Origin of the sequence: Idiomarina seosinensis (assembly GCF_044797955.1) — a bacterium.
In the GTDB taxonomy this organism is placed as follows: domain Bacteria; phylum Pseudomonadota; class Gammaproteobacteria; order Enterobacterales; family Alteromonadaceae; genus Idiomarina; species Idiomarina seosinensis_A.
On the sequence record NZ_CP085211.1, the window covers coordinates 77,041 to 101,129 of the forward strand.

Consider the following 24,089-nt stretch of genomic DNA (forward strand, 5'->3'; position numbering starts at 1 on the left):
CAAAAAAACGCGACACGTTGAAAATATAAATTTTCATTGTGGAGTAGCTAGTTGTTAACAGACTTATCCACAGCAATTAAACAGGCAGTTGCTAGCGTTGCTTAGCCAGCTGTGGCATGCTCTCGCTTATTGCTGACAAATCGCTCAGAGGCCATACCCATGACCCAATCTGTTCCCGAAAATCCTTTTGTACTTGTTGACGGATCATCTTATTTATTTCGCGCTTTTCATGCTCCACCGCACCTGACCAACTCTAAAGGAGAGCCCACCGGAGCCATTTACGGCGTGGTCAATATGCTACGAAGCCTACTAAAGCGTTATAAGCCAGAAAATATGGCAGTGATTTTTGACGCCAAGGGCAAGACCTTTCGGAATGATTTATACGATGAATACAAAGCCAACCGGCCGCCGATGCCTGATGACTTGCGACAGCAGATAGAGCCCCTGCATCAGATCATTAAAGCCATGGGACTGCCTTTGTTATGTATCGATGGTGTCGAAGCAGACGATGTAATTGGCACCCTGGCTAAAGAAGCGGGCGATGAAGGCCGTTTTACACTGATTAGCACCGGCGATAAAGACATGGCACAGCTGGTTAATGAGCATGTCATGCTGATTAATACCATGACCGACACTTTGCTTGATGTTGACGGGGTAAAAAATAAGTTTGGAGTGAGCCCGGCCCAAATTATTGATTACCTTGCCTTAATGGGGGATAGCTCAGATAACATTCCGGGTTTACCCAAAGTTGGTGAAAAAACCGCGCAGGCATTACTGCAGGGTATTGAGTCCATCGATGCAATCTACCAGGATTTGGAAGCGGTGAGTGGACTAGGCTTTCGTGGCGCCAAGACCATGCCGCAAAAATTACAGGATTATAAAGATCAGCTGCTGCTATCGCGCCGGTTGGCGACCATTAAGTGCGACGTCGAACTTGATTTTTCGCCGCAGCAGTTAACCATAGCTCCCGCCGACAGCGACCGGCTGGCAGAGCTGTATGGGCAGTGTGAATTCCGCCGTTGGCTAGGCGAACTTTTAGAAAAAGGGGCTGCAACCGATCAGGCTTTGGGTGTCGAGCAATCGCAAAATGATGCTCCGCAGACACAAATCACCCGCGATGGTTATAAAACCTTACTGACAGAAGCCGAGGTAACAAGCTACCTGACTCAAATAGCCACCGCCGAGTGTTTTGCATTCGATACAGAAACCACTAGCCTGAATTATATGAATGCCGAGTTGGTAGGGGTATCTTTATCGGCTGAGGAGGGCGAAGGTGTTTATATACCCGTTGCCCATGATTACATGGAAGCTCCGGCACAAGTTAGCCGTAGCTGGTTACTCGAGCAACTAAAACCACTACTGGAAGCCGAAAAACCGGCTAAAGTTGGACAGAATTTAAAGTACGACGCTCATATTTTACGCCGTTACGATATCCGCCTGGCGGGCATAAAAAGCGATACCATGCTGGCATCTTATGTTTTCAACAGCGTTGCTTCGCGCCACGACATGGATACGTTAAGTCTGCAATACCTTAATCATAAGCCGATCAAGTTCGAAGAAATTGCCGGTAAAGGGGCCAAACAACTGACCTTTAACCAGATCGCGCTGGAGCAAGCTGCTCCTTATGCGGCAGAAGACGCAGACGTGACGTTACGCCTGCATAACATTTTATGGCAGCAACTGGAGCAAACAGATACGGATTTGCTGGCTGTTTTAACTGACATCGAGGTTCCACTGGTACCGGTATTAACGGATATGGAGCAATATGGGGTTAAGATTGATGCGGGTATGCTGGCCCAGCAAAGCCAGGAAATCAGTAAATTGCTGGCTGAGTACGAAAAAGAAGCCTTCGTAATAGCAGCGCAGGAATTTAATTTAGGCTCGCCAAAGCAGTTGCAGCAGATTTTATTCGAAAAGCTGCAATTACCGATTATTAAAAAAACCCCCAAAGGCGCTCCCTCTACAGCGGAAGATGTTTTGCATGAACTGGCGCACGACTACCCTTTACCGGACGTCATTTTGAAGCACCGCAGTTTGTCAAAACTGAAATCAACCTACACCGATAAATTGCCGAAGATGATTAATCCGGCAACAGGCCGCGTTCATACCTCATATCAACAGGCAGTAGCCGCGACCGGGCGCTTATCGTCAACGGATCCTAACTTACAAAATATTCCTATCCGCACAGAGCAGGGGCGCCGTGTCCGGCAAGCGTTTGTACCGCAGGCCGGCTATAAAATGGTAGCCATTGACTATAGCCAGATTGAGTTACGAATTATGGCGCATTTATCTCAGGATAAAGCGCTGTTAAAAGCCTTTGCCGAAGGCAAGGATATCCACCAGGCAACTGCTGCCGAAGTCTTTTCATGTAGTCTGGATGAGGTGTCAGGAGAGCAACGGCGACGGGCTAAAGCGGTTAATTTTGGTCTGATATATGGCATGTCGGCTTTTGGTCTGGCTCGCCAGCTGGACATTCCACGGCATGAAGCACAGCACTATATGGATAAGTATTTTGAACGGTTTCCCGGGGTGCTCAATTATATGGAGCAGACCAGAGAGCAGGCTAAGCAACAGGGTTATGTAAAAACCTTGTTTGGGCGCCGTCTGCCATTACCCGATATTAAAGCGTCTAACGGCGCCAGACGTAAGGCTGCCGAGCGCGCAGCTATTAATGCGCCAATGCAGGGTACCGCCGCTGATATTATTAAACGCGCGATGATTTTAGTAGATCAATGGATAGCAGAAAACCAATGTCAGCAAGACGTCCGTATGCTGATGCAGGTGCACGACGAGCTGGTTTTTGAGATTAGCGAAGCAAAAGCCGATGACTACATTGTGGCGCTCACCGAGGTTATGGAGCGCGCTGCATCCCTTGATGTGCCATTGATAGCAGAGGCCGGCGTGGGAGATAACTGGGACCAGGCACATTAAGTAAAAAAAAAGCTGAACTTTTTTCACAGCCCTCAGTCGTAATAAGTGAGGGCAAGTGGTGAATTGGTCATTGCCCTCGAAATTTGTTCTCCCTGGATTAAGAGTTTTCGCCCGGCTGATTAGCCGGGCTTTTTTCTTTGCGCCTGGGGATACCAGCAAGACCACTGCGGCCGCGACGGTTAGCAAACCAGACGCCGACCAAAATCGCCGTCATACCCACGGCGTGCTGAAGCCAAAAGTCCTCTCCATCCAAAATTCCCAGCAGCATCGCGACGATTGGAATCAGGTAAGTAACCGAACTGGTAAACACTGTGTTTGTCATTTGCACCAGGTGATTAAAAATAATCAGTGCTCCTGCCGTTCCGACGACACCTAAAATCAAAACCGCGAGCAGAGATAGCAGAGCGTCCGGCTGCTGAACCTGTACTACAAAGTCAGTGGCAAAAAACAGAAACAAAGTGGCTGGAATGCTTGCCATAAGCAAAGAAATACCGGTTATCGTCAATGGCCTTAAATCAGAGATTTTGTGCTTGATGAGATTTAAATTAATGCCATAGCAAATGGTGGCGATTAGCACTAGCAAGGCATAGGAATTAAATGTCCAGCCACCACCAGAGCCGGCGGTCATCAGTAATACTGTACCAAACAGGCCAATTAAAACACCAACTACCTGAGCTACGCGAGCTTGCTGATGAAAAAACAGAACGCCAATAACTAAGGTAGATATCGGGGTAAGCGCGTTAAGCACACCGGTAATACCGCTTTCAAGTTGGGTTTGTGCAATAGAGAACATAAAAGCCGGGATTAGGCTACCGACCAGGCCAACACTTGCTAATTTAGCCCAGTGTTTTTTAGTAATATGACGTAGCCGTCTGGCGATCAGAGGCGCTAATACAATCCCGGCTGAGGCAATACGTAGGGCACCAACCTCCATTGCACCAAAGGCGATTAAGCCCTTTTTTATCAGTAAAAAAGAGCTGCCCCAGATTAGCGCTAACAGTCCCAGTAAAAACCAAGCCTGAAGCGGAGCCTTACTGGGCGTCTGGTGCATAACCAAACCAGCTATTTAATTTGTGCTCAACTTTATCAACGCCAATGCGTTTGAGAGAAGAAAATGCTTCAACCTGCACATCACCGTTAAAAGCAATAGCAGCTTGCTGGGCTTGCAGAACCATATTCTTTCTGGCTCCCTGCTTTAATTTATCAGCCTTAGTGAGAAGGGCCAGCACGGGTAAGTCGCAACTAACCGCCCAGTAAATCAGCTCCTGGTCGGTTTCTTTAAACGGGTGACGAATATCCATTAAAATAACCAGGCCCTTTAGCGAGTCACGTTTTTGCAAATATTCGGATAACGAGCGCTGCCATTTTTCTTTGACTTCCAGCGGCACTTTAGCAAAACCATAACCGGGAAGATCAATAAGACGTTCACCCGTATCCAGCTCAAACACGTTGATCAATTGGGTACGCCCCGGCGTTTTACTGGTACGGGCCAGCGCTCGCTGTCGGGTAAGGGTATTAAGAGCGCTTGACTTGCCGGCATTTGAACGACCAGCAAAGGCAATTTCAATGCCTTCATCGGGCGGCAGTTTAGTGATATTTGGCGCACTGGTAATAAATTTGGCAGTCTGATAGTTAATGAGTTTATTATCCGGCACGGTGCGTGTTTCGCTCTATTGATGAAAAAAGGGGAACTTCATGACCATTATGAAGGAATTCGAGCTATCAGCCAATGATCAAATCCTTATTGAATGCGTTTTAATCGTTTAATCCCCATGAGTTTTGTGTAAAATAGTGGTCTGTAACCAGCGATGTATGTTGGCGACGCTCGCCACCAGAGATACAAGAGAAGCAAATATGAAAAAATTCGCGATAATTTTGGGATTATTTCTGGGATCAACCGGTGTGGCACTAGCACAGCAAGGTGATCCTGAAGCCGGCAAGGGTAAGTCACAGGTTTGCGCCGCATGCCATGGCCCTCAGGGTGTGTCACCTACCGACATGTATCCGCACCTGGCGGGACAGCACGAAAAGTATTTGTACAAGCAGTTGATGGATTTTAAGACCTCTGCTGAAACTGGCGGTGAAGAAGGCCGTAATAACGCTATTATGATGGGTCAGGTTGCTAACTTATCAAAGCAGGATATGGCTGATCTGGCGGCGTTTTATGCGTCTTTAGACGAGCCGAAAGGCGAAACAGCAGAAGATTTAATCGCCAAAGGTGAAGATTTTTACCGCCGCGGTAACCCGGAAACTAACGTTCCGGCATGCGCTGCCTGTCACGGCCCAAGCGGTGCCGGTATGGGCCTGGCTGCATTTCCGGATATTTCAGGGCAATACCCGGCCTACACCGAGTCTCAACTTAAAATGTTTCGCAGCGGCGAGCGTGCTAATGACCCCAACGGCATGATGAGAGGCGTTGCGGAAAAAATGACCGATGAAGAAATCGAGCTGTTGTCAAAATACCTGCACGGGCTTTATTAATTCGATTGTTATGAAAGAAAATGTGAAGAGCGGCCTCAGGGTCGCTTTTTTTGTGTAAGGAATTATAACAAAAAGAATAGTTTTGAAGGCTTTACAACAAAAAGTAATAAAAAAATCTTTTTTTAGAGCAATAAAATTGTTGCTTAAAAATACCATTAGGGTAGTCTTAACAACGTCTTCGAGGGCACTTAGTTTTATAAGCTAATCTAGCGAAGGCAAAAAATAACAAGATCGTTTTAGAAAAACGACAAAAAGCGACACAAAAAAATAACAATACGTCGCATTGATTATCGTAACAACAACAAAAATAACTCGATAATCCAGGGGTATGTGCTTTGCGCAATTACGCCCGATATAACAACAATAATAATAAATAGGTTACGGAAGATCGCAATAACAACTCGGAAGCAGTGACAACCATTCTCATAGCGCAGTGCGCTGCATTATATGAGAAAGACAGGCGATGGAAACATCGCCTTTTTTCTTTTTATCCCCTCAATGCGTTACAATACCCTTATTACCCTTAATAAGGAATGAGCATGACTCGCCGAAAAAAATCCAGAAAGCCGGGCCCCCTGGCTCCGACTCAAAAACCACGTGATAGTGATAGCGCAAACAATACTCCTCAAGGCAAAAGGAAAGGCAAGGGGCATAAGCCGGGCCTGCGCCATTCTCAGGCTCATGTCAAAGTCACAGAAAATCCTGAAAAAGCAACCGACGACCCGCGTAAAGGCAGCCGCCGAAAAGTCACTCTGATAAGCAGTCCGGTAAATCAGACATCGGAGTTATCCCCGGCAGACGAGCTAAAGCTGCTGGAACAGGACGAGCAGCTACAGCTGTTACTCGAACGTTTTGAACAAGGCGATGAGTTATCAACGACTGAGCAGGCCTACCTGGATAAAAAGTCAGAGCGTTATGAACAATTAGCGGAACAATTGGGTATTGAACTAGACGACGACTGGGATGAAGAGGAGTTTTAATGTCCATTATAACGTTACTGGTAATTACCATCGGTGTCTTGATTATCATAGCCTTAGCTCTGTACGCCAATAAATTATTACGCCGGCTTAAAAAGCAGAACCAACTGCGTCGTGACGCGGTACAGAAACGCATCGACCGAATTGATGAGAGCATAGTTACTATTGCTAAAGCTATGCATCAGGATCAGTGTCCATTATCCGAGGGTTGCCTGCGGATTGTTGTTTTGCTGGATCATCGGCCGGATTCGGTAGAGTACGATTATGCAGGTGACTATCCAGCAATGCACGAGATGTATGAAAAGATAAAACACATGCCAACCCATGAAAATCGCAAGAAATTTCCGAAAAAGAAAATCCGCGAAATGGACAAAGAACGCGAGGGTTATGAAAGTAGTATGAAAGACACTATAATTGCTGATGTTGAAAAACTTTTGCAAAAATTCAGTTAACTACAGGCAGCCGGTATGGGTTTTATTACAGGAGTAAAGGAAGACATCCACAGTGTGTTTGCACGAGACCCTGCGGCTCGCAATACGTTTGAGGTTTTGTTTCATTATCCCGGACTGCACGCGGTTTGGTGTCATCGCTTTTCGCACAAACTTTGGCAATGGAAATGGTACTGGCTTGCCCGCTTTTTCTCCAACATCGCCCGTTGGCTGACCGGCATTGAGATTCATCCCGGTGCGAAAATCGGCCGACGGTTTTTTATTGATCACGGAATGGGTGTGGTCATTGGCGAAACCGCTGAAATTGGTGATGATGTAACCCTCTATCACGGTGTCACTCTTGGCGGAACGACCTGGAATAAAGGTAAACGTCACCCCACCTTAAAAGACAATGTGGTTATTGGGGCTGGTGCTAAAGTATTAGGCCCACTGACCGTTGGCGAGGAAGCGCGCATTGGTTCAAATGCTGTGGTCGTGCGTGATGTCCCTGCTAAAACCACCGTTGTGGGTATCCCCGCCCGCGTAGCCAAGTCAGGGGTCGATAAAAAGACCTCAGAGCGACGGAAAAAGATGGCGAAAGCTTATGGCTTTGACGCTTATGCGATAGCCGCCGATAACCCTGATCCGGTCGCAACCTCTATCGGGCGAATGTTAGACCACGTCGACTTGCTGGATCAGCGAGTGGCTGATCTTTGCCAGGCGGTTAATAAACTGGGGGGCGATGTGTGTGGGGAAATACCCAAGGTTGATGTTGAGGATGTTGAGTTTCTTGAAGAAACAGCCCGCGCCGCAGAGCGACGCGAGTCCAGTCAGTCTAATTCTTCAGATTAAAGCGCTCGATAAGCTCGTACAGTTGTTTAACCGTTTTCTCCAGCTCCTGGCTAGAGGCCTCATTCTTTTTAGCCACCTCTTCCGACTGATTTGCTATATCTGAAATTTCACTCACCTGCTCGCTGATGTGTTCTGCAACACCGCTTTGCTCCTCGACTGCTGAGGCCATTTGAGTAGACATATCAGCAATTTGCTCAACCGCTCCGGCAATTTCATTAAGTGCCTCATCGGCTTTTCTGACTTTAGTGACACCCTCGGAAGCGGCGTGCTCGCCTTGCCGGGAAACCTCGACGGCTTCTTTGGCACGCTCTCTTAACTGAGCAATAACCTGATGAATGCTGTCGGTTGACTGGGTAGTACGCTGCGCAAGGCTACGCACTTCGTCGGCAACAACCGAAAAGCCCCGCCCATGCTCACCGGCCCGTGCTGCTTCAATGGCTGCATTCAGTGCCAGTAAATTAGTCTGATCGGCAATAGAAGAAATTAAATCTGCGGCCTCACCAATGGAGCCGGTAGATTCATCCAGTGCCTGTACAGTTTTTGCAATTTGTTCCACTGCATCGTGTAACTGGACAATAACTTCACTGGCTTCGCGGGCTAAAGCAACGCTTCGCTCAACGTTTTTGCGGGCCGATCCCGCTTGCTCTGCATTCTGCTCAACCGTTTGCGCGACTTCCTGAATAGCACTCGACATTTCATGCATTGCGGTAGCTGTTTGCGTGGTCGCTTCCGTTTGTCGACTGATTTGCTCGCGGCTTTCGCGAGCCTGATGCTCAGTATCCTCGGCCACAGAGAGAATACCACCTACCGCATCTTTAATGCGGGTTAAAGCGGTATAATTACGGGCTGCTTCGCTATGCAGGACCATAGCAAGCTGAGCTTCGCGGCCATGAGCGTTAAAATAAGTCATACCGACTAATTCAGAATCAAAGGCTTCGGGGCGGCTATCCAACAGCTTTTGCATAGTATTGGCTACGTAGCGATGATAGAAGCCGGCAGCTACCAGGGTACCGGCAAGGGAAATTAACGCCGGTACCGCACCTGATACACCGGCCACGACTGCCGAGGCGACCAGCCCGGGCACGGCGACAGGCGCTAAATCTTTGCTTGTAAAGGCCAGTCGACTGGCCAGGGATAACGGGTTCTTATTATCGTTTATGCGCTCATAAATCGCCATTGCCCGACGTTTACGTTCATCACTTGCCGGTACACGGACTGATTCAAAACCTTTCGGTTTACCGTTTTCCATAATCGGCGTGACATAAGCACTAACCCAGTAGTGGTCACCGTTCTTACAGCGGTTTTTTACCAGCCCCATCCATGGTTTACCGCGTTTAATTGTTTTCCACATGTTCTCAAACACGGGGGCAGGAACATCCGGGTGTCGCAGGATATTATGGGGGGTGCCAATTAGCTCTTCCTCTGTGTATCCACTGACATCGACAAAGTCTTGGTTGCAGTGAGTGATTACGCCTTTCAGGTCAGTCGATGAAACTAACCGATAGTGCGCAGGGACTTGCTTTTCCTTTTGTGTAACTGGACCGTTATCTCTCATAGGTAACTAACTTAGCTAGAAGCGCTGCTCCAATAATACTGTAGTAGCTAACAGTATCGGCTATATGACACTTAAATTTAAGTCTTTGGACATAAAAAAACGGCACACTAACGAATTAGTGTGCCGTTTTTAAGAATTATTTAAAAGCGTTGCTTACATAGGAACAACGTTTTCAGCTTGAGGACCTTTAGGACCTTGAGCTACGGTGAAAGAAACTTGCTGGCCTTCAGCCAAAGTTTTGAAACCGTCTGATTGAATTGCGCTGAAATGTACGAATACGTCTGCGCCGTTTTCTTGTTCGATGAAACCAAAGCCTTTAGCTTCGTTAAAGAATTTTACTTTACCAGTAGTAGTAGACATGCTGATATTTCCTCGTAGTGCATGTTAAAAGTCAATTGCTCAGAAACTTTGGTATTACTTGGACTTACAAAACGAGGTACAGCAAAAGGAGGACTTCGTACACAAATCTCAAATCAATAGCCGAAATTTTCTCAGCGACTTTCAGTATATACCTTAATATAGCCCTGTCAATTAAATACCAAATTATTTCAACCAGTTCCGGCTAATATGGCGAAATGTTTCGGTTGCCGATTTTTCTACCCACTCCAGCGCAGCCATTTCTGAGGTAATGATATTAACGCCATTATCGCGCATGCGCTCAATACCCGCATCTTTATCAGCAGGCCGGCGTGAACCAATACAATCCGTTGCCAGAAATACATCATAGCCTTGTGCTTTAATATCAAGTGCGGTCTGTAAAACACAAACGTGTGCCTCCATACCAATCACCACAATCTGCCGTTTTCCATATTGCTCAAGTACCCCGGCAAAGCCTTCTTCTTTCATTGCACTAAAATGTGTTTTCTCGATTACTTCCGCGGCTTCGACCACTTCTTTTAAGTTTGGCAGGGAGTAGCCAAGACCTTTTGGGTACTGTTCGGTGATGAGTAGTGGAACCTCAAGTTGCAGTGCAACTTCAGCTAACCAGCGAATCCGCGCTGACACCTGGTCGTAGTGATGGATTACGGGCAGTAGTTTTTCTTGTGCATCAACAATCAGTAATAAAGAGTCTTTAGCAGATAACAGCATTTTTTTAATCCAGCTATTGTTACTTGTTTTTTTAAAGTGTAACCCAATGGCCAAAAAGCGCCCAATAAATTTGCAGTTTCAGGCGCCGGTGGATACAATTCTGTGCTTTTCAAACGGTTGCAAACCCCTCAATCGCAAAGGTGCCACATGGCTTCTGTTCTTATTTTAATGGGCTCCCAGTCCGACTGGCCAACCATGCAAAAAGCAGCATTAATGCTTGATCAATTAGGTGTCGACTGGGAAGCAAAAGTGGCGTCCGCACATCGGACCCCCGATCTCCTGAAGTTCCACATGGAACAAGCCGAAGCAGAGCAGGTTAAAGTGGTGATTGCAGGCGCCGGAGGAGCGGCCCATTTACCGGGAATGTTGGCAGCTTACACGGCTATCCCGGTATTGGGTGTTCCGGTTGCCAGTAAACAATTAAAAGGAATGGACAGCCTGCTGTCGATTGTGCAAATGCCTAAAGGGGTTGCTGTCGGAACCCTGGCTATCGGTGATGCGGGAGCCGCTAATGCAGGCCTGCTTGCTGGGCAAATAATAGGATCCTTTGACAGTACAATTCGCGAAAAGGTGATTGCTTTTCGACAACAGCAGCGCGATAAGGTTATGGCAAACGCTGAGCTGGAGTTACCGAAATGAAAATTTTAATACTGGGTAACGGTCAGTTAGGCCAAATGCTGGGCAAAGCGGTTATCCAGCAGGGCCACCAATGCATCTTATACAGCGACCGGCTAGAGCAAGTTATGGCGCTAGGTAGTGAGCAAGCGTTATCACTTTCACTTGAAGAGGCCCAAGAATGGGCCGATGTCGTTACCTGGGAGCACGAGCACTTGCCCGATGAGCTAGTTGCTCAGTGCCACGACAAGTTTCTTTTAAAAGCCGAGCGCTTTACGCAGTTAACGGATCGCCGGACCCAAAAAGCGCTTTGCGATGAACTCAGTATACCTACCTCGCCATGGCAGGCCTTTGAAACTCCGCAACAGCTAGAAGAAATTCTGGCAAACACCCGCAAAGCCGTGGTGATTAAATCAGCTCGTGGCGGCTACGACGGTAAGGGCCAATGGCGCTGGCAACCAGGCAAGGATATTAGCGCAATAGCTGCAGAGGCAGGGCAACGCCCGGGTATTGTCGAAGATATGATTGGGTTTACCGACGAGGTGTCGGTTGTAGCTGCCCGTGATCATCACGGCGAGCAGCGCGGTTACCCGTTAACCCTGAATATCCATAAAGACGGCATATTAACTTACAGTGTTGCCGGCGCTAACCGGTTTTCGGAACAGCTGGAAGCGCTAGCGCAGCAGTATCACCATAAACTCACCGATGAAATTGACTATGTCGGTGTACTGGCTATCGAATTTTTTGTCGTTGGTGAGGGAGATGAGCAGCAGTTGCTGGTCAATGAGGTGGCACCACGAGTACACAATTCAGGCCACTGGACAATGAGCGGCGCCAGCTGCGATCAATTTAATTTACACATCCGCTGTATAACGGGGATACCGTTACCTGACCTATTGGTTGCACCAACGCTGATGATTAATGCGATCGGAATAGAAGGCTTGCCGGAAGTTTTGTGGGAAGCGTCTGCCGCTGATTGTCACTGGTATGGTAAGCAAGCAAGAGCCGGGCGTAAGGTTGGCCATGTTAATTTTATGGTCGATACCTCTGAGCGGGCAGAAAAGCTCGCCAACCAATGGTGCGACGAGCTTCAAGTGTTGGTAGCTAAAGGTTAGCTGCTGGCAATTAGTCAGCGAAGCGATCGCCCAGCCACTTTTTCATATCCTCCACTTGCTCCAGACACAACGAATGTGGCATCGGGTAGGTCTGGTAAGTTACCGGGTAACCCCGTTGCTGCAGAAGTTTTGCGGCTTTTTGTCCCAATAATTCGGGTACCACAGGATCCTGAGTGCCATGCTGGATCAACAGCGGCAATTGGCTGTTGGCCGTGCTGGGTTTAATATCCTCCGCAGTGGCAAAATAAGTAGAATGAGCCATTAAGCCGCCCAGTGGTTGAGGATAGGTTAACGCCGCCTCGTAGCCGACCGCACCACCCTGGCTAAATCCTGCGATAATAATGCGCTGGCTGCTGATACCGGCGGCCAGCTGCTCATCAATTAGTTTATGTACTGCTGCCGCAGACTGTCGTAATTGAGCGCTGTCGATAGTCCGGTCAATACTCATATCAGTGATGTCATACCATGCGGGCATAACCATGCCCTGATTAATGGTCACCGGTAGTTGGGGAGCATTGGGAAATAAAAAACGTATATTGGCCCTCTCAAAGCGCAAATGCTCGGTCATCGGGACAAAGTCATTACCTGATGCGCCCAAACCATGCAGCCAAATAATGACGGCGTCAGCGGGGGCTGACGGTTCGTGCGTTATTACATCAAGCGCCATAGTTTCTCCTTATAAAAATTTATGCAGCCTGGTAGCTACCCAGCCAGCGTATCTGATTAAGTTTTGCGAGTTGCTCCAGCGCTTCAGCAACGTGGGATTGTTGCCTATGACCGTCAAAATCAATATAAAAATGGTACTGGCCAAAGCCACCGCCCGTGGGCCGCGAGACAATCGAAGTTAAGTTAATTCCGCGACGCGCAAAAACAGACAGGCTGTCTACTAACAGGCCCGGGTGGTCATTATCGTCGATTAACAACACACTACTTTTCCATCGCTGCTGGGGATCGAATTCCACGGCTGATGAATTTGCTGAGAGTAACACAAAGCGCGTTTCGTTGTGTTCAGTATCAGCGGCCTTATCCGACAAGTGATAAAAATTGGCAGGACATTTAATGTGAGCAGGCACCAATGCCGCGGCAGGTTTATCTGCATTAACGAGCTGCTGCATTGATTCGCCATTGCTGCTGGTGTGAATGATCGGCAGGGACAGCCGAGTTAAGGCCGCACGGCATTGGCCAGCGGCCACGAACTGCGCCCAGACACTTTGCGGCTGCGTATCGTTCGCCAGTAACTTAAAGGCAATTGGCAGCTTTATTTCCGCTAAGATCGTCAGCGGCCGAACGACCAGTGCATCAACCACCGGCGAAACAAAGCCTTCTGTTAAGTTCTCTATTGGTAACAAACCCAGTTGTGTCGGGCTAATGGCTTCGACGACACTGGCGACAGAGTCCTGTAATGTTGTTGCCAGCCTAAGTGACTGCTGTTTTATCAGGGCCTGCGCAGCAAGTTCTGAGAACGTGCCGGCAGGCCCTAACGTAACCAGCGAAGACTCACTGATTTGCATTAGTCTTTTTTGTACTGATCGAACCAGGCCAGGGCGTGTTCAATTTTTGCAATCATATTTGAAGGCCGTGCGGTGACTCCATGATAAGCGCCAGGTACCCGAACCATTGCTGTATCAACTTTCTGAAGCTTAAGGGCCTGATAGAACTGCTCTGTTTCAGAAATTGGCGTACGACGATCCTTTTCCCCGGTAAATAGCATTACCGGAGTTGTTACGTTACCCACCAGCGAGAGGGGTGAACGTTCCCAGTAATGGTCCAGCTCTTCCCACGGCATACCCGGAAACTGGTTATGAATCTGCCCCATTGAGCTGTCAGCAGTCAGCACTTTACTGACCCAGTTGATAACCGGATTAGTCGCTGCTGCAGCATTAAAGCGGTCGGTCATACCGACAGCATAAGCGGTTGCAATACCTCCGGCAGAACCGCCGGCGATAAACAAGTTGTTCGAATCAATAAAGCCTTTGTCGATAAGGGCATCGATACCACTCATGTGGTCAGCAAAGTCATAGGGTGAGGAATAATTGCCATCCAGCAGCATGGCAAAATCTTTGCCGTAAGATGTACTGCCCCGGTGGTTAACATAAAGCACTACGTAACCTTCTGCCGCATAGCGTTGATGCTCTGCAGCAAAGTGCGGCCCATAAGAAAGGTGCGGGCCGCCGTGAATTTCCAGCAGCAGAGGGTAGTCTTTGCTGTCGTCAAAATTCGGCGGAGTAATGTACCAGCCTTGAATGGGCTCGCCATCGTAACGAGACTCAAATTCAATTTCATGGACTTCGCCAAGCTCACGGTGGGCAAGCAGGTCTTCGTTAAGGCGTGTCAGCGAACGCGACTCTTCGCCATAACTTTGATAACCCACATCAGCAGGGCGGTGCGGAGTGCCGCGGGTATAGGCAATAGAGCCATCTAAGGCGGCGCTGAATGAACCCATGGTGTACGGGCGGCTAACATAAGTGCCACCGACATCGTCGGCACGGCGCATCATCTCATCATCTAATGAAACGGTTGAAACCACGGTTTTACCACGATCAGTAAACTGCACTGCAATGCGATCATCACCATTCCATTGAGGGTTACTGAATGAACGGTCTAGCTGGCTCTGCAGCTCGTTACTGTCGCGTTCTTGCCAGTCCATAACCCAGAGCTCGTTTTTATGGTAAGGAACCGGCTCATTATTGCTGTGCAGGTAAACTAAGTGTTCACCGTCCGGAGAAAACCGAGCTGAGTGCTCTTCGCCCGGTAGGTCGGTAACCTGAGTAACTGCTTTGTCAGCCAGCGCGACGGCAAACAGGTCGCTCTCGTTAATTTGATAAGCCCAGTCTGAATCGCGGTTGCCGGAAAAAACGATGTGCTGATTATCAGAACTCCAGCTTAACGGGCCCCGGTGGCTGTAATCGCCATCGGTTAACTGACGGGCCGAGCCACCGAGGGCAGGAACCACAAAAACCTGGTTATGCGCAGGCTCAATCACGCCGCGGCCGTCTCTTTGGTAATAAGCTTCTTCAACAATAATTGGATTTTCTGACCAGCTGGCGCCACTGGGCTTAGCCGGCATTTTTACGGATTTGGCAAAGTCCGTTTTTGGCGCTTTAACCGACATCATAAACGCAATGTGCGAGTCGTCATGAGACCAGCTTAAACTGGAAGGTGAACGGTGTACGTTAGTGACTTTGGCGACCTGTTTTTCATTTATCCAGTACACATGTATTTGGTTTTTGTCATTGCGGTTAGAAGTAAACGCCAGGCGTTTACTGTCGTTTGACCAGCTTAAACTGCCATAGCTGTGGCCATCGTCAAAAATTGGCAGGGCCTTGCCGGTTTCAGTTTCAACCAGCCATAATGATCGACGGGTTGAGTCGCTCATGTCGTCGAAGCTATTGCGGATATAGGCAATATACTGTCCATCTGGCGAGATGGTGACCTGGTTGGCATGTTCCAGCTGGAAAATATCCTCAGCTTTGAATGTTTCTGCCAGTGTCGGTGGTGCTGCTATTATGGTGCTCAGGCTTAATGCCAGTGCGGATGCTCTTAACCACATAACCGAATCCTTAGTGTTGTTGTTTATTTTTGTAATTTGTAAGTCACGGCTTAACGTTACTTAAGCCGGTGCCGAAGTGCAAAGACTTCCGTTAAACTTGCGAAAAAATGCGGTAAACTCGACGTAATACGGACAATGCGACAACGCCTATGAATTACCGGAAAACCCGCGCTGAAATTAATACTGCTGCACTGCGCTCAAATACGAACTGGCTACGCCGCCAGATAGGGCCGGCATCGTTGCTGGCTGTGGTAAAGGCCGATGCATACGGGCACGGTGTCGGACCTGTTTGCGCAACCATCGCGGACAGTATCGACGGTTTTGCTGTCGGCTTTACCGACGAGGCGATAGCACTAAAAGAGGCACACCCAAACTGCCGGCCTCCCATTCTGATCCTCGAAGGCTGTCAGAGTATCGCCGAGCTGCAGCTGTGCGGAGCTGAAGGCTTCAGAACCGTAGTACACAGTTATGAACAGCTAAAAGCGTTAGAGCTTGCCGAACTGGACAGTCCGGTGGATATCTGGTTGAAAGTTAATACCGGCATGCATCGGTTGGGCATACCGCTTAGCGCTGCGGATGAGTGCATTAAGCGCTTAGAACAGTGTCGTAATGTCGGTCAAATCACTTTAATGTCCCATTTGGCTAACGCGGACAGTCTGGCGGTATTAAATCAGGTACAGTTGCAGCAATTTCAGGCACTAAAAGAAAAATACCCGGATTACTCCTACTCTTTGCATAACTCGGCCGCCGTATTAAGCCCTCAATTACAGGGAGACCTGGCGGTCACCGATTGGGTCCGCGCCGGGTTATTGCTGTATGGCGTTAATCCGTCATCGGTTAGTGACATCCAAAAGGAGTTAACGCCGGTGATGAGTTTAAAAGCGCCGGTGATAGCCGTTAATGAATTAAAAAAGGGTGATGCTGTAGGTTACGGCAGTAGTTGGGTGGCGACCAGAGCCACTCGTATCGCGACGGTAGCAATTGGCTATGCAGACGGTTATCCCCGGCAGTGTAAAAATGGCACTCCAACCTTTATTCGCGGTCAGCAGGCGCCGTTAATCGGCCGGGTCTCCATGGATATGATTACCATCGATGTTGGGCATATCAGTGACGTAACACCCGGCGACGATGTCGAATTGTGGGGACAACACATTGATGTACGCGAGGTGGCACGGCAGGCAGATACGATATCCTGGCACTTGCTGACAGCGACCAGTGTGCGGGTACCCCGGGTTGTCGTGACCCAGAACTAACAGTTGCTAATTTTTGTCCAGTGACAGACACTTTAACGACCTGGCCCAAAGAGGATTCGTCATGCGCAAACTAAAAGGCTTTATCGCCATAGCAACCACGGTTTTGATAGCCGCCTGTCAACAAACAGTCCCGGCTGAGTCCGAATCGCTGAGCGCTGATATCGCGGTGATCAATGCAAACGTGGTTAGGGTTGGCGAGAGTAACACGCCGATTTTATCGCAGCGGGCAGTATTGATTAGCGATGACAAAATAAAACAAGTCGTGCCCATGGCCGCCGTTCAGCAGCTGCCGGAGTCCACCCGGATCATTGATGCGAATGACGGTTACCTGCTGGCGGGTTTTACCGAAATGCACGGCCATGTTCCGCCGGCCACCGATTTCGGCCAGTTTCCGAAACGTTATGCTGATGACATGTTGTTCCTGTACCTGGCAAACGGTGTGACAACGGTGCGCGGTATGCTGGGCTACCCTCATCAGCTGCAGTTAAAACAGGATATCGCCGAGGGCAAGCGCATGGGCCCCACGCTGTATCTTGCCGGGCCAAGCTTTAACGGCAATACCATTGAGTCTGTTGAACAGGCAACTCAACGAGTTATTGAACACCGGTCCCAGGGCTGGGACCTGCTAAAAATTCATCCCGGTCTGAGCTTAAGCGAATACCAGGCGTTAGCCGCCACGGCCCGGGCTGAAGCGATGGACTTTGCTGGGCATGTACCCGCTGACGTTGGATTAGAAGTGGCAATGACTGAGGGCCAGCGGACCATTGATCACCTCGATGGTTACCTTGAATACGTTGACGCAATAAATCGGCCAATTACCGATGACGAGCTGCAGCGGTTAGTGCAACTGACCATTGAACACCAGATTGCGGTAGTACCAACGCAGGCATTGTGGGCAACCTTGATTGGTGCTGAAGATCCGCAGCAGCTGGCAACCTACCCAGAGTTGGATCTGGTACCTCAGGTCGTGCGCGAGGGCTGGCTGAACTATTATCAACAGCCCAGCATGGGCTATTTTAATACAGAGCATGCTGCCACACAGCAGGCTAATCGACAGCGCTTGTTAAAAGCGTTATACGAGGGCGGAGCCGAAATTATCTTTGGTACCGATGCACCTCAGTTATTCAGCGTGCCTGGTTATTCCATCCATCATGAAATCAATAAAATGCAGCAGGCCGGAATTCCGCTAAAAGACATCTATGCATCGGCAACCGTTGCCGCAGGTGATTACTTTGCCGAAGATGAATTTGGCAAAATCTCCGCAGGTCATCGCGCCGATTTTATGCTGCTTAAAAATAATCCGCTGGTTTCGGCTGACGCGTTAAAAGAACCACAAGGGGTTATGGTGCGAGGTACTTGGCTGGCGCGACAGGATATCGATGCGAAATTGGCAGAGATACGTGCGGCTTATCGTTAAGCCGCACGTGATTGTGGTGTTATTAATCCAGTTGCAAAACCCATTCGGTTAGCAAGCGGACACCGTAGCCCGTAGGCCCTGCCGGGTGAATGCCGGTCGCACTGCTGACCATTGCATCGCCGGCCATATCAACGTGAACCCAGGGCGTGTCACCTGCAAAGTGCTTCAAAAATGCCGCACCAGCCTGAACTCCCGGTGAGCCGATATTGCGGATATCAGCCAGTGAACTGTCGATGATTCCCTCGTACGCGTCCAGCGGCATTTCCCAGACTTTTTCACCGGTGGTTTCGCCGGCTTTAATAATGGAGTCACGTAATCCCTTATCCGAAGCAAACAAAGCACCGTACTCATTACCAAGAGCGCGAACCTTAGAACCGGTCAAGGTGGCAATGTTAGCAATAGCACGGGGTTGGTAAGTATCATTGGCATACCAGTTACCATCACCGAGTATCAAGCGGCCTTCGGCGTCGGTATTGACGATTTCAACCAAGGTGCCATCACCAGCTTTTACCACATCTCCAGGTAAGGTCGCAGAGCCTGAAATCAGATTATGAGACAGGGGCGCCACAGCCACTACATTAACGGGAGCCTTTTGCGCCGCTAACGCCATGACAGTACCAATGACGGCACCGGCACCTGCCTTATCGGTTTGCATGCGGACAATAGAAGACGAGCTGGTCTTTAAGTTATATCCGCCGGTATCAAAAGTGTTTCCTTTACCAACTAAGGCAACAGGGTCGTCGTTACTGCCTTTGTAGTGCGCAGCCAGTAAGTACGAGCCATGCTGACTACCCTGGCTGACGCTGTGCAACAGGCCCATGCCCATTTTTTCAACCTGCTCAGGCGTTACAACGGTTATTTCGATATCAAGATCTTTCATCGCCTCTTGTGCCAGCTCAACAATAGCTTTTGGGTAGCCGTCGCTGCCGGGTAGCGCGGTAATGTCACGGGCGACAAACACACCTTCGGCAATAGCACGACTAGCCTGGTAGTGCTTTTCGGCACTGTCCGGGCTATTAACTAACCAGTGATAAGTTGTTTGCGGCCGCGCTTCTGGCTCGGACTGATAACGGTCAAAGCGGTAGTTTCTTAAATCAATACCATGCGCAGCTCGGGCGCTAATTTCAGCAGCTAATCCGGGGTTGCCAATCAAACGAGTATCGAATACCACCGTTTCGGACTCAGAGTTCAAGGCCGCAGCAATCGCCGCCCCCAATTTTTCAGCCTCGAAGCGCGACATTTCAGCTGGATTACCGACACCAGCTAACAGCAAATGATTCGCTTGAGTTCCTTCCGGGGCAACAACCGAAGTTAATTGCGCAGCCTTTCCGGTAAACTCTTCGATAGCTGCTGCGCGGCTAACGGCATTATTGACGGCAGAGGACCAGTTAGAAAAGCTAATATTCTGGTCTTCCGGAACAAAAATAACACGCGTTTCACTGTTTTTATTCTGATCAGAAAAAACAGTACTGGTGTGCAGATGGTTATCTGCAAGAGCTGGCGCGACTAACGCTGACGAAAGCGTAACAGCGCCGACAAACTGCTTTAGTGACATAACGGCATCCTAAGTTGTAGTTAACTAAGTAATTGGTTCGATTGAACTATAAATCGACCCAGCAGAATACGCAAAAGAGATTTTTGACATTGCCACAAGATAAACATCGAACTTGCAAAGTATGGACATGGCTGGCTGATGGCCCTATAATGCCCACGCTTTTTCAGAGCAACAGCAGTAAAAACCTGAATATGCGCCCGTAGCTCAGCTGGATAGAGCGCTGCCCTCCGGAGGCAGAGGTCAGAGGTTCGAATCCTCTCGGGCGCGCCATCTCTGTGCGACTTTCCTTGATAGTAATCACTTACTAAAAGTCTAATGTGTCCAAATTGTGTCCAGAATGTGGCCAACATTTTCGGACTAACTTTGCCTCAGCCAAATTTTGACCTTTACCTACAATTTTTAAATCAGAGCCAGAAAAACCTGAGTTCAGGCGTTGAAAATATTCGACGTCATACTTTGGAATTCGTAGTGACCCCAGCAACTTTTATATTGAGAGTCGAATAGGCCATGGAGATTAGTCGGAAGCCCGTTAATTTTGTGTTTACTTCCGCTTTGTGCCAAGAGCAGACGTTGACGCTCGAGCACAGCGGCACGAACATGACCTTTCCTCTGAGAAGCTCCAGCGGGGTTCTACCCCGTTATCACGGACGGTTTAAAACGGTTGTAAACTTCTTGTCTTGATTCGCTACTCTACGTCGCATCCTTGGATTATGAAACCGCTCGATATAAAAAAATATGTCCGCACGGGCTTCATCTCTGGTTCGGTATTTTCGGTGATTCACGCGCTCTCGTTTGAGCATACCGAAAAATCCTTCACAGGCAGCGTTATCGGCACAATGGCCGACAGCACTCATGCTTCCCACCAACTCATTATTTTTTAAGTAGCGCTGATAATCACCGCTGGTAAATTGCGTTCCACGATCCGAATGCAGTATTGCCTGGGTCGACTCAGGGCGTTGCCAGACAGCCATCTCCACCGCTCGCAGCACCATCTTTCTATCCTGCCGGTGATGCATTGACCAGCCCACAACGACATTGTTGAACAGATCCAAGACAACACACAGAAAAAGTTTTCCTTCGTCCGTTTTTAATTCGGTTATGTCTGTCACCCACTTAGTGTTGGGCTCAAAAGCTTTGAAGTCTCGTCCCAGGTGGTTTTTAATACCATCCGGGCGCTGCGATGGTGCTTTGCGCCCACGTCCCTTTTTGCGCGGCCAGCCCTGAAGCCCATGCTCCGCCATTAATCGGGCAATACGGTTCAGACTGGCTGTTTCCTTTTCTTCTCTGAGATCTTCATGCATGCGTGGCGCACCAATGATACCGCCGCTATCTTCATGGATCTCTTTAATACGCGTCAGTAATCGTTCATTCTCGATGGAACGACGAGATGGTTGGCGATTCACCCAGTCATAATAGCCGCTGGCTGAGACTTTCATACAACGGCACATTAAGCGTATCGGAAACTGTTCGCGACAACGTTGTTACCGGCAGTGTAAAAATGACCCCCTAACGGCAACTGAAAATTGACCCCCTGAAGTAAACTAGCGGTTTTGCTCAAGAGGCCGCTTTCGATGTTAACTCAGGAGATGGTTGTGACCATTAAAGTACTCAAACACCAAGGTAAGTCGATTAAAGGGATAGCGCGCGAAACCGGCCTGGCCCGCAACACCGTTAAAAAATATCTGCAGCAAACTGAGAGTGCGCCGGTGTACCAACGCAGTGTTGTGCGGCCGAGCAAGCTTGACCCCTTCAAAGACTATATTCAGTCGCGAATCAAAGCCGCTCATCCAGATTGGATACCAGCAGCCGTGCTCTACGAAGAGATACTGGCTCGTGGATACCAAGGAAAAATCAGGATACTCAGTGAGTATGTCGCCACGTTTAAACCAAAGCAGGCTGCCGATCCACTAGTACGTTTTGAAACCGAGCCAGGTAAGCAGCTACAGGTAGATTTCACCATTATTCGCCGTGGAACCCACGCACTAAAAGCCTTCGTGGCGACGCTGGGTTATTCACGTGCAAGTTATGTCAGGTTTTATGATAACGAGCGCACAGAAGCCTGGATCGACGGCCTTGAGCATAGCTTCGACTTCTTCGGTGGTGTGCCACACGAAGTGCTTTTCGATAACGCTAAGACCATCATGATTGAGCGAGACGCTTATTCAGACGGAGAGCATCGCTGGAACCCGAAGCTTCTATCAACTGCTCAGGACTTCGGTTTTAATCCGCGCGTTTGTCGTCCCTATCGGGCGAAAACTAAAGGCAAAGTTGAGCGCTTTAACCGTTACCTTAAATCAAGCTTCGTTGTGCCGCTGCAGGCTACTTTAAGAACCTCAGGCTTACGCCTAGATGTGCAGACCGCGAATGGCTATGTCGGTCGCTGGCTGACGCAGGTGGCAAATGCACGAGTACATGGTACGACCGGAGACGTCCCAAACCAGCGCTTAATAATGGAGCAAGAGGCGTTATTGCCGTTGCCGGTGAAGATCGGCAGCGTGTACCAGCCTCAAGCATCGCGTTGCGTGCCAACCCCTTACGAGAGCCTGCAGCATCCGCTCAGTGTCTATGACCAGATGTTGCGAGGTGGCCATGAACTTACAGTCTGAGCGCATTGCCGATGCTTGCCGGCAACTTGGTTTATACGCCTTGCCCGAAGCTTGGCCATCGATAGCTGAGCATCACATCGCCCAAGAGGGCTCGTATGCGGACTTCATCGAGAAGCTCTTAGCTGAAGAGCTTAAAGCCAAAACACAACGCACCAAGGCGACTCTGCTCAAGTTCGCTGGCTTACCAAACATAAAAACGCTTGAGGAGTATGATTTTAACTTCGCCAGCGGCGTACCCAAAGCACAGCTGACAGAGCTGTCTGGCCTGAGCTTTATCGAACGGCATGAGAACGTAGTAATGCTCGGGCCAAGTGGCGTGGGTAAAACGCACCTGGCCATTGCGCTTGGGTACAAGGCCATCATGGCCAGCACGAAAGTGCGCTTTATAACCGCGGCAGATCTGATGCTGCAACTGGCGACAGCGCATAATCAAGGCAAGCTAAAAACGTACCTACAGCGCGTTGTAATGAGTCCAAAGTTGCTCATCATCGATGAAATCGGCTACCTACCGTTCGGCCGCGAGGAAGCAAATCTGTTCTTTAACGTGGTCGCAAAACGCTATGAACGCGGCAGCACATTACTGACCAGCAACTTACCGTTTAGCCAGTGGGCAGGTGCATTCGCGAACGACACAACATTAACAGCCGCGATGCTAGACCGCCTGTTGCACCATTGCCATGTGATTCAAATTAGTGGTGAGAGCTATCGGTTGAAGGACAAAAAGAAGATAGGTATTGCACCGATACTCGGTGAAATTTAACCCCAAGGGGGGTCAAAATTAGATTGCCGAATTAACCCCAAAGGGGGTCAAATTTAAACTGCCGTTGACAACGTTCGATCGCCTGATATCTCAGGACGACTCTTTTGCGAAGAACGTTGCCGCTTCGCGCAAAAAATCACGCTCCTTTTTTATTCGTGCCAGTTCACGTTTAAGCCGGGCAACCTCTTCATCACGCGGCGTGCCTGAGCCTTTGTGAGCACTACCGGGCGCTTCTTCTAACTCACGCTTCCAGCGGGACAGCATATTCGGATTAACACCAATCTCTAATGCTACCTGTCGGCAGCTGACGCCAGGTTGTCGAGTCTGCTCAACGGCTTCTCGTTTAAATTCTGTACTGTACTTTCTTCGTTTGGTCATGAACACTCCTTATGGGCATATTATGCCTCTTTATGGATGTGTCCGTAAAATCTGGGTAGAACCCGTCGGCTTCATCGGACATTATGTACGCTCAGGCGAATAGCCCTAAGCTCACCGCAACTGATATTCAAATAGTGCGAGCGGCCTGTTTACCCTGATACAACGTGTCGAGAAAAATCAGGCCTTACCACTGTTGATCCGTGATTCGTGTTCCCGGCACAGTGAACTCCCTCCGTTCTGCTGTGCCGAACCTTATCAGATCAACCGGCCAAGATAATTGCCGCTAGACCGGCCACCGTAATTGTCGCTCAATACTTATGACCGTATGATTTTTAAAAGAGCCCTGAATCCAATAACCAACGCTTATACCCAAGCGATCCGTTAGCTCTGCTTTCAGGAACTTCAGCAAGTTGTCTTTTTCTTGCCGTGCACCGTCAACCTGCTCTTTCAAAAGCGTGATTCTTTTTGCTAAGGTTATTTTATCTTGATCAGCTGAATAAAAGGCTGCACTAAAGTCCGTTTTCATA

The 24,089-nt window shown here is 49.0% G+C and carries 21 protein-coding genes, 1 tRNA gene and 2 pseudogenes; 12 read left to right on the plus strand and 12 right to left on the minus strand.

The window, feature by feature from the left end; genetic code table 11:
* Window positions 1-159 precede the first annotated feature (159 nt).
* Window positions 160-2,931: a DNA polymerase I gene (polA, locus tag LG288_RS00370; RefSeq protein WP_404400919.1), complete on the plus strand. Its 2,772-nt coding sequence runs from the start codon at window positions 160-162 to the stop codon at window positions 2,929-2,931.
* A 97-nt stretch (window positions 2,932-3,028) separates the two neighbouring features.
* Here the strand turns inward: polA and LG288_RS00375 are convergent, their stop codons facing one another.
* Both LG288_RS00375 and yihA read right to left on the minus strand, forming a co-directional pair.
* Window positions 3,029-3,982 carry a DMT family transporter gene (locus tag LG288_RS00375; protein ID WP_404400921.1) on the minus strand — a complete coding sequence of 318 codons (954 nt, stop codon included), beginning with the start codon at window positions 3,980-3,982 and terminating at the stop codon, window positions 3,029-3,031.
* A complete protein-coding gene (gene yihA / locus LG288_RS00380) occupies window positions 3,963-4,586 on the minus strand; it encodes a ribosome biogenesis GTP-binding protein YihA/YsxC (RefSeq protein WP_404400923.1) in 624 nt (207 codons plus the stop codon). Before yihA ends, LG288_RS00375 begins: the two co-directional genes overlap by 20 nt.
* A gap of 199 nt (window positions 4,587-4,785) precedes the next feature.
* On the opposite strand from yihA, the gene LG288_RS00385 reads away from it, so the two are divergent.
* The 4 genes from LG288_RS00385 (at window position 4,786) to cysE (ending at window position 7,669) form a co-directional block, all read left to right on the plus strand.
* The gene (locus LG288_RS00385) at window positions 4,786-5,412 is read left to right on the plus strand and encodes a c-type cytochrome (RefSeq protein ID WP_404400925.1); all 627 of its coding nucleotides are present in this window, start codon (window positions 4,786-4,788) and stop codon (window positions 5,410-5,412) included.
* A gap of 539 nt (window positions 5,413-5,951) precedes the next feature.
* Window positions 5,952-6,392, plus strand: coding sequence for a Der GTPase-activating protein YihI (yihI, locus tag LG288_RS00390; protein WP_404400927.1), 441 nt, complete (start codon window positions 5,952-5,954; stop codon window positions 6,390-6,392).
* Entirely contained in the window at window positions 6,392-6,841 is a 450-nt protein-coding gene (locus LG288_RS00395; RefSeq protein WP_404400929.1) for a DUF2489 domain-containing protein, read from the plus strand. The genes yihI and LG288_RS00395 overlap by 1 nt, the downstream gene beginning before the upstream one ends.
* Window positions 6,842-6,856: 15 nt before the next feature.
* Complete coding sequence (cysE, locus tag LG288_RS00400) at window positions 6,857-7,669, plus strand: serine O-acetyltransferase (protein WP_404400931.1); 813 nt, start codon at window positions 6,857-6,859, stop codon at window positions 7,667-7,669.
* Here the strand turns inward: cysE and LG288_RS00405 are convergent.
* The 3 genes from LG288_RS00405 to LG288_RS00415 all read right to left on the minus strand — a co-directional run bounded on the left by LG288_RS00405 (window position 7,653) and on the right by LG288_RS00415 (window position 10,313).
* Window positions 7,653-9,224, minus strand: coding sequence for a PAS domain-containing methyl-accepting chemotaxis protein (locus LG288_RS00405; protein WP_404400933.1), 1,572 nt, complete (start codon window positions 9,222-9,224; stop codon window positions 7,653-7,655). The two genes, cysE and LG288_RS00405, sit on opposite strands and share 17 nt — an antisense overlap.
* A gap of 153 nt (window positions 9,225-9,377) precedes the next feature.
* Window positions 9,378-9,584, minus strand: coding sequence for a cold-shock protein (locus tag LG288_RS00410; protein WP_011233297.1), 207 nt, complete (start codon window positions 9,582-9,584; stop codon window positions 9,378-9,380).
* Between the two features lie 183 nt (window positions 9,585-9,767).
* On the minus strand, window positions 9,768-10,313 hold the full coding sequence (locus LG288_RS00415; protein ID WP_404400935.1) for a hydrolase: 546 nt from the start codon (window positions 10,311-10,313) through the stop codon (window positions 9,768-9,770).
* 147 nt (window positions 10,314-10,460) lie between these two features.
* On the opposite strand from LG288_RS00415, the gene purE reads away from it, so the two are divergent.
* Together purE and LG288_RS00425 are read left to right on the plus strand one after the other, a co-directional pair.
* A complete protein-coding gene (gene purE / locus LG288_RS00420) occupies window positions 10,461-10,952 on the plus strand; it encodes a 5-(carboxyamino)imidazole ribonucleotide mutase (protein WP_404400937.1) in 492 nt (163 codons plus the stop codon).
* Window positions 10,949-12,043 carry an ATP-grasp domain-containing protein gene (locus LG288_RS00425; RefSeq protein WP_404400939.1) on the plus strand — a complete coding sequence of 365 codons (1,095 nt, stop codon included), beginning with the start codon at window positions 10,949-10,951 and terminating at the stop codon, window positions 12,041-12,043. Before purE ends, LG288_RS00425 begins: the two co-directional genes overlap by 4 nt.
* A gap of 10 nt (window positions 12,044-12,053) precedes the next feature.
* Here LG288_RS00425 and LG288_RS00430 read toward each other — a convergent pair whose 3' ends face one another.
* From LG288_RS00430 to LG288_RS00440, 3 genes are read right to left on the minus strand one after another with little or no spacing between them, the layout of a single operon-like run.
* Window positions 12,054-12,710: an alpha/beta hydrolase gene (locus LG288_RS00430; protein WP_404400941.1), complete on the minus strand. Its 657-nt coding sequence runs from the start codon at window positions 12,708-12,710 to the stop codon at window positions 12,054-12,056.
* Between the two features lie 19 nt (window positions 12,711-12,729).
* A complete protein-coding gene (locus LG288_RS00435; protein ID WP_404400943.1) occupies window positions 12,730-13,554 on the minus strand; it encodes a prephenate dehydratase in 825 nt (274 codons plus the stop codon).
* The gene (locus LG288_RS00440) at window positions 13,554-15,593 is read right to left on the minus strand and encodes a S9 family peptidase (RefSeq protein ID WP_404400945.1); all 2,040 of its coding nucleotides are present in this window, start codon (window positions 15,591-15,593) and stop codon (window positions 13,554-13,556) included. Before LG288_RS00440 ends, LG288_RS00435 begins: the two co-directional genes overlap by 1 nt.
* Before the next feature lie 149 nt (window positions 15,594-15,742).
* Here LG288_RS00440 and alr point away from each other — a divergent pair, with 149 nt between their 5' ends.
* The gene (gene alr / locus LG288_RS00445) at window positions 15,743-16,846 is read left to right on the plus strand and encodes an alanine racemase (protein WP_404400947.1); all 1,104 of its coding nucleotides are present in this window, start codon (window positions 15,743-15,745) and stop codon (window positions 16,844-16,846) included.
* A gap of 61 nt (window positions 16,847-16,907) precedes the next feature.
* Window positions 16,908-18,263, plus strand: coding sequence for an amidohydrolase family protein (locus tag LG288_RS00450; protein ID WP_404400949.1), 1,356 nt, complete (start codon window positions 16,908-16,910; stop codon window positions 18,261-18,263).
* A gap of 22 nt (window positions 18,264-18,285) precedes the next feature.
* On the opposite strand, the gene LG288_RS00455 is transcribed toward LG288_RS00450, so the two are convergent.
* Window positions 18,286-19,818, minus strand: a complete 1,533-nt coding sequence (locus LG288_RS00455) for a leucyl aminopeptidase family protein (RefSeq protein WP_404400951.1) — start codon at window positions 19,816-19,818, stop codon at window positions 18,286-18,288.
* 193 nt (window positions 19,819-20,011) lie between these two features.
* Between LG288_RS00455 and LG288_RS00460 the strand changes: the two genes are divergently transcribed.
* Window positions 20,012-20,088: transfer RNA gene (locus tag LG288_RS00460), tRNA-Arg, on the plus strand.
* Window positions 20,089-20,448: 360 nt separating this feature from the next.
* Here LG288_RS00460 and LG288_RS00465 read toward each other — a convergent pair.
* A pseudogene (locus tag LG288_RS00465) lies at window positions 20,449-21,299 on the minus strand (IS3 family transposase); the annotation flags it as partial.
* Between the two features lie 90 nt (window positions 21,300-21,389).
* Here LG288_RS00465 and istA point away from each other — a divergent pair.
* Together istA and istB are read left to right on the plus strand one after the other, a co-directional pair.
* Complete coding sequence (gene istA, locus LG288_RS00470) at window positions 21,390-22,424, plus strand: IS21 family transposase (protein ID WP_404400704.1); 1,035 nt, start codon at window positions 21,390-21,392, stop codon at window positions 22,422-22,424.
* On the plus strand, window positions 22,408-23,184 hold the full coding sequence (gene istB, locus LG288_RS00475; protein ID WP_296052982.1) for an IS21-like element helper ATPase IstB: 777 nt from the start codon (window positions 22,408-22,410) through the stop codon (window positions 23,182-23,184). Before istA ends, istB begins: the two co-directional genes overlap by 17 nt.
* Window positions 23,185-23,239: 55 nt before the next feature.
* Here the strand turns inward: istB and LG288_RS00480 are convergent.
* Together LG288_RS00480 and LG288_RS00485 are read right to left on the minus strand one after the other, a co-directional pair.
* Window positions 23,240-23,562: pseudogene (locus LG288_RS00480) on the minus strand (transposase); the annotation flags it as partial.
* A gap of 283 nt (window positions 23,563-23,845) precedes the next feature.
* The gene (locus LG288_RS00485; protein WP_404400953.1) at window positions 23,846-24,088 is read right to left on the minus strand and encodes a hypothetical protein; all 243 of its coding nucleotides are present in this window, start codon (window positions 24,086-24,088) and stop codon (window positions 23,846-23,848) included.
* Window position 24,089: the final 1 nt, after the last annotated feature.